Here is a 5,209-nt window from a genome sequence, read left to right as displayed (position 1 = left end):
GCCTTCGAGGCGCTGCGCATGGGCCAACCCTTCACCATCGAGGGGCTGATGACCATTGCTGCTATCGGTGCGCTGCTCATCGGCGCTGCGGAAGAAGCAGCCCTGGTCATCTTCCTGTTTGCCGTGGGCGAGGTCCTTGAGGGGGTTGCTGCAGGGAAGGCGCGCCAAGGCATCCGTGCCCTGGCAAATCTTGTCCCTAAGACCGCGCTGCTGGACGTCGGCGGTCAGACCCGGACCGTTCCGGCGGACAGGCTGGAGATCGGGCAGAGCGTTCTTGTCCGTCCCGGCGACCGCATTCCTGCGGATGGCGACATCATCGAGGGCACGAGCGGCATCGACGAAAGCCCAGTCACTGGCGAAAGCGTGCCGGTGACCCGAAGCGTGGGTGACAGGGTTTTTGCCGGCTCCATCAATACCGAGGCCGCGCTGCGCATACGCGTGACAACGGAACCATCAGACAACACCATCGCCCGCATCATCCGCCTGGTGGAAGAGGCCGAGGAGGCCCGCGCACCCACGGAACGCTTCATCGACCGTTTCTCGCGGGTCTACATGCCCGCGGTCATTGCGCTCTCGGCACTGGTGGTCGTGGTTCCGCCGCTGGCCTTTGGTCAGGATTGGAGCACCTGGATCTATCGTGGACTGGCATTGCTGCTGATCGGCTGCCCTTGCGCCCTGGTGATCTCGGTGCCGGCCTCTATTGCCTCGGCGCTGTCCTCGGGGGCGAAACGTGGATTGCTGATGAAGGGCGGCGCGGTGATCGAAGCGGCGGCAAAGACCACGCATGTCGCCTTTGACAAGACCGGCACTCTGACGCGGGGCAAGCCGGTCGTGACCGATCTGATCCCTGCTTCTGGCGTGAGCGAAGCCGAGCTTCTGGCCGTTGCGGCTGGCGTGGAGGCCGGCTCGAACCATCCGCTTGCGCAGGCGATCCTGCGCCGAGCCAAGGCAGCCGAGGTGTCGATCCCGGCTGCGCGTGATGCCCGCGCTCTCGCGGGACGAGGCGTCGAAGCCATCGTGGGCGAGACAAAGGCGTGGGTGTCTTCGCTGTCCCATGCTGCGGAAATCGGCGGGATCGACGCGGCTGCCGTGCAGCGCGCGACTGTGCTGGAAGAGGAAGGCAAGACCGTTGTGGCCGTGTTCCGGGCTGGACAGCCCCTCGGGCTGATCGCGATACGGGACGAGCCCCGCGACGATGCGGCCAAGGCCGTTCGACAGTTGAGCGCCTTGGGCGTCAGCGCAACGATGCTGACCGGAGACAATCCCCGCACCGCAGCGGCCATTGCTGAAAACCTCGGCATCGACTTCCGCGCGGGCATGCTGCCCGAAGACAAGCTGACCGCGATCCGTGATTTGAACCGCCAGGGCAGCGTCATGATGATCGGCGATGGCATCAACGACGCTCCTGCCTTGAAGGAGGCAAGGGTCGGCGTGGCGATGGGATCAGGCACCGATGTGGCGCTGGAGACGGCCGACGGGGCAATCCTGCGGGATCGCGTCACCGATGCCCCGGCCCTGATCCGGCTGTCACGTGCAACGATGGGCAACATCCGGCAGAACGTGACACTGGCGCTTGGGCTCAAGGCGGTATTCCTCGTGACCTCGATCCTCGGCATCACCGGCCTCTGGATCGCCATCCTGGCCGATACCGGGGCCACGGTTCTGGTCACCCTCAATGCCCTGCGCCTGCTGGGCTTCGATCCCACCAAAGAGGCGTGAGATGCCGGGACAGGCTGGCTGGATCGCTCTCGGCATCATGGCACTGTATCTGGGAGCCTTCGCCTGGGGCACGGCCGAGGCCGGCCGCATCGCAGGACAACCGGTCTGGCTGTTCGGACGAACGCGTGGGACCGAACGCCTTGCCGCGTTTGGCTTTCGCCTGGCCTTCGCACTGGCGCTTCTCGGACCGCTTATCTGGCTGGTCTTTCCGGCACTACGCCGGCTGGATCCGCTCTGGGCTGAGGAGCCGTATCAGATGCTAGGGATCGCGGGCGTGCTTCTCGCGGTGGCAGGGGCGATGCTTGCCTTCGCGGCACAGATGTCCATGGGTGCGTCCTGGCGTGTCGGTGTTCTTGAAGGGGAAAGCGGCAGCCTAGTCACCGGTGGCCTTTTCCGCCTCAGCCGCAATCCGACCTTTGTGGGTCAAGCGCTGCTGCTGACAGGCCTGGCCCTGGCGATCCCGTCCGTGCTGACGCTCGTGGCAGTTCTTGTCTTTGTCACCTCAGCCTCGGTTCAGATCCGGGCAGAGGAGCGCATCCTGCTTGCCGTCCACGGGGCCGAATACTGCAGATGGAGCGCACAGGTTCCCCGCTGGCTCCGACGAGGATCCAGCCTCCCGTCCGGAGGAACAACAGAAGCCCGAGATTTGACAAAGCCGTGAGCCTGCACAAAGCCCTTGAACCTCATGTGGCTAGAGGTGCTACGGCGCAAGCGCAAAAAGCCGTGGACTGTCAGACATGCTGAAGACAATCAGGATCGCCCTTTGGATCGCCGTCATTGAGTCTCTTGCCGTTGTTGGCGTGCTGTTCTGGCGCACCGACAGGCAGGAGCAGGTGGCGGCTTTCCGGCCGGAGTTTTCCCTGCCGGATGAAACGGGGACCATCCGCACGGCTGAGGAGTTCCGGGGCAAGCATGTCCTTGTCTTTTTCGGCTTCACCAACTGCCCGGACATCTGCCCAACCACCATGTCGGAAGTGGCCCAAGTCATGGATGACCTGGGACCAGAGGCCAAGGACGTGCAGCCGGTGTTCATCTCGGTCGATCCGGTCCGGGATCGTGAAAGCGGCCTGGACGAGTATCTGGCGGCCTTTCATCCTGCCATTCTTGGGCTTGCAGGCGATGAGGCCCAGACCCGCGCCGCCGTGGAGAGCTTCAAGGTCTTTGCCGATCCGGAAAAGGCGGCGTCAGCGCCAGGGGGCTACACTATGTCGCATAGCTCCAGCCTTTACCTGATCGGGCCTCAAGGCGATTGGTTGCGCCAGTTCGAGTATGGAACCCCCGCCGACGACATCACCGCTGATCTCAAGGAACGCCTGTAACATGATGAAATCGCTCATCACCGGATTGGGGCTTGCAACCTTGCTGCCCGTCCTCGCTTTTGCCGACTGCGCCAAGGTTTCCCAGGGCGATCTCTCCGTCAGCGCGGCCTGGTCCCGCGCCACCATCGGAACCGCGCGTCCCGCGGTGTTCTACGTCACGATCCAGAACAACGGCAGCACGAACGACCGCCTGACCGGGATCGAAACCCCCGTGGCAGGCATGCCCATGCTCCATGAGACTGTGATGACGGATGGCGTGGCCAGCATGCCCCATGCGGCCGCCATCGACATTCCCGCAGGAGAAACCGTCAGCCTGGCACCGGGCGGCTATCACGGCATGCTCATGGATCTCGAAGAGGAGCTGAAGGAAGGCGAAAGCTTCCCTATGACGCTGCAGTTCGAGAGGGCGGGGGAGGTCTTGATCGACACTGAAATCCTGCCGATCCGGGCACGAGAGGCGGCATGCGGCGTCGCACCCTGATCCTTGGCAGTGCCGGCCTCCTTGCGGCCTTCGGCTTCATGCTGACATTCGGTGCCTGGCAGAGCGGCGATCTCCCGTGGCAGGAGGAGAAGGCAGTGTCTGCCGCCCGGATACGCGCCGCCGATCTGAGCGCCATGACGTGGCAACTCACCAGCCACGAGGGCGAGCAGGTCGAGCCGCAGGACTGGCTGGGACAGGCGAACTTGGTCTTTTTCGGCTTCACCTGGTGCCCCGATGTCTGTCCCATGACGCTTCTAAACATCACCGACTGGCTGGAAGAGCTGGGGCCTGATGCCGACCGGCTTGCCGTCAACCTTTTTACAGTTGATCCGGAGCGCGACACTCCTGAGGTCCTAGCCGACTACCTGTCGAACTTCGATCCGCGCATCACTGGCCTGACCGGCACGCCTGCCGAGGTGGCCCGCGCGGCGGAGGATTTCGGGGTGACTTACCGGCGCGTCCCCCGAGACGACGGCAATTACACGATGGATCACACCTCCGGCGTGTTCGTGTTCGGGGCGGACGGGCGCTTGTCGAGGATCATTGACCTGCATGAAAATCCGCAAGCTGCCGTGCCGAAGATCAGGCAGGCGCTGAAGCAAGAGGGATAAACGATGACCAGACTGACCCGCCGCACCCTGCTGTGCGCTGCTGCCGCGAGTGCCATGCCGCGCCTTGCCCTGTCCGGAACCGCAACCACCATCCATGTGGTCGAAGGCACCGGCTGCGAGTGCTGCAAGCAATGGACCCGCTACCTGCAGGAAAGCGGCTTCGAGGTGACACATGAAGAGCGTTTCGGCGCGCTTCTTATGCAGCACAAGGCGGATCTGGGCGTGCCTGTCGAACTCTCGTCTTGCCATACCGGTTCGTTGGACGGCTATTTTATCGAGGGTCATGTTCCGGCTGCCGATATCCGCAAGCTTCTGCAGGAGCGGCCTGACGCCCGCGGCATCACCGTGCCGGGCATGCCCTATGGCAGCCCTGGCATGGGACCGGAAAGCAAACGGGACGCCTATGATGTCCTGCTGGTCCGCAAGGATGGCACGAGTGAAGTGTTCACCCATTATCCTGCTGCATAGCCCGTCTAACCCTTTGCGGCAGATTTGGTGTACGTTGAGCCATCCCCTTGCGGACAACCAAGAGATCACAAAGTCGATACACTGTTGCTACAATATCTCAAGCAGGTTAGTATCGACAGAGTATCAACCGGAGACCTTAATGCGTGCCGTAGTAAAGAAATGGGGCAACAGCGCTTCAGTACGTATTCCTGCATCTGTCATGGCCGCGGCCGGCTTGCACCTGGATCAGGCCGTTGACGTGCGAGAGGACAACGGACGCGTCGTTATCGAGCCCATCAAGCGCGAGGAGTATGATCTTGCCGATTTGCTCGCCGGAATTACGCCTGAGAACATTCATGATGAGGTCGATTTTGGGGCGCCAATCGGCAATGAAGCTTTCTGATGGGGGAGTATGTCCCTGAAGCCGGCGAGATCGTCTGGTTGGAGTTCTCGCCACATGCCGGGCATGAGCAAGCCGGGCATCGTCCCGCCGTTGTTCTGTCGCCCAAAGCCTACAATCGCATCGGCCTGATGCTGTGTTGCCCGCTGACCACGAAGCGCAAAGGCTATCCGTTCGAGGTGCCGATCGACGACGCGCGCGGAAGTGCTGTGCTGGCTGATCAGGTCAAGTC

The 5,209-nt window shown here is 62.8% G+C and carries 8 protein-coding genes; all 8 read left to right on the top strand.

Annotated elements, in window-relative coordinates:
• Positions 1 to 1,719 (top strand): heavy metal translocating P-type ATPase (locus CK944_RS21345; RefSeq protein WP_103175064.1); only part of this gene is annotated, 1,719 nt, incomplete at its 5' end.
• Between the two features lie 37 nt (positions 1,720 to 1,756).
• Positions 1,757 to 2,380: an isoprenylcysteine carboxylmethyltransferase family protein gene (locus tag CK944_RS21340; protein WP_239986201.1), complete on the top strand. Its 624-nt coding sequence runs from the start codon at positions 1,757 to 1,759 to the stop codon at positions 2,378 to 2,380.
• A 76-nt stretch (positions 2,381 to 2,456) separates the two neighbouring features.
• The gene (locus CK944_RS21335) at positions 2,457 to 3,038 is read left to right on the top strand and encodes an SCO family protein (protein WP_103175062.1); all 582 of its coding nucleotides are present in this window, start codon (positions 2,457 to 2,459) and stop codon (positions 3,036 to 3,038) included.
• 1 nt (position 3,039) lies between these two features.
• Positions 3,040 to 3,519 carry a copper chaperone PCu(A)C gene (locus CK944_RS21330; RefSeq protein ID WP_103175061.1) on the top strand — a complete coding sequence of 160 codons (480 nt, stop codon included), beginning with the start codon at positions 3,040 to 3,042 and terminating at the stop codon, positions 3,517 to 3,519.
• Positions 3,501 to 4,130, top strand: a complete 630-nt coding sequence (locus tag CK944_RS21325; RefSeq protein WP_103175060.1) for an SCO family protein — start codon at positions 3,501 to 3,503, stop codon at positions 4,128 to 4,130. The genes CK944_RS21330 and CK944_RS21325 overlap by 19 nt, the downstream gene beginning before the upstream one ends.
• Before the next feature lie 3 nt (positions 4,131 to 4,133).
• A complete protein-coding gene (locus CK944_RS21320) occupies positions 4,134 to 4,598 on the top strand; it encodes a DUF411 domain-containing protein (protein WP_103175059.1) in 465 nt (154 codons plus the stop codon).
• 139 nt (positions 4,599 to 4,737) lie between these two features.
• Positions 4,738 to 4,980, top strand: a complete 243-nt coding sequence (locus CK944_RS21315) for an AbrB/MazE/SpoVT family DNA-binding domain-containing protein (protein ID WP_103175058.1) — start codon at positions 4,738 to 4,740, stop codon at positions 4,978 to 4,980.
• Positions 4,980 to 5,209: type II toxin-antitoxin system PemK/MazF family toxin (locus tag CK944_RS21310; RefSeq protein ID WP_103175057.1), on the top strand; the 230-nt coding region annotated here is incomplete at its 3' end. The genes CK944_RS21315 and CK944_RS21310, both read left to right, overlap by 1 nt.

Source organism: Paracoccus sp. SY, assembly GCF_002901215.1.
GTDB classification, from domain to species: domain Bacteria; phylum Pseudomonadota; class Alphaproteobacteria; order Rhodobacterales; family Rhodobacteraceae; genus Paracoccus; species Paracoccus acridae.
This window is presented reverse-complemented; position numbering and strand designations above follow the sequence as displayed.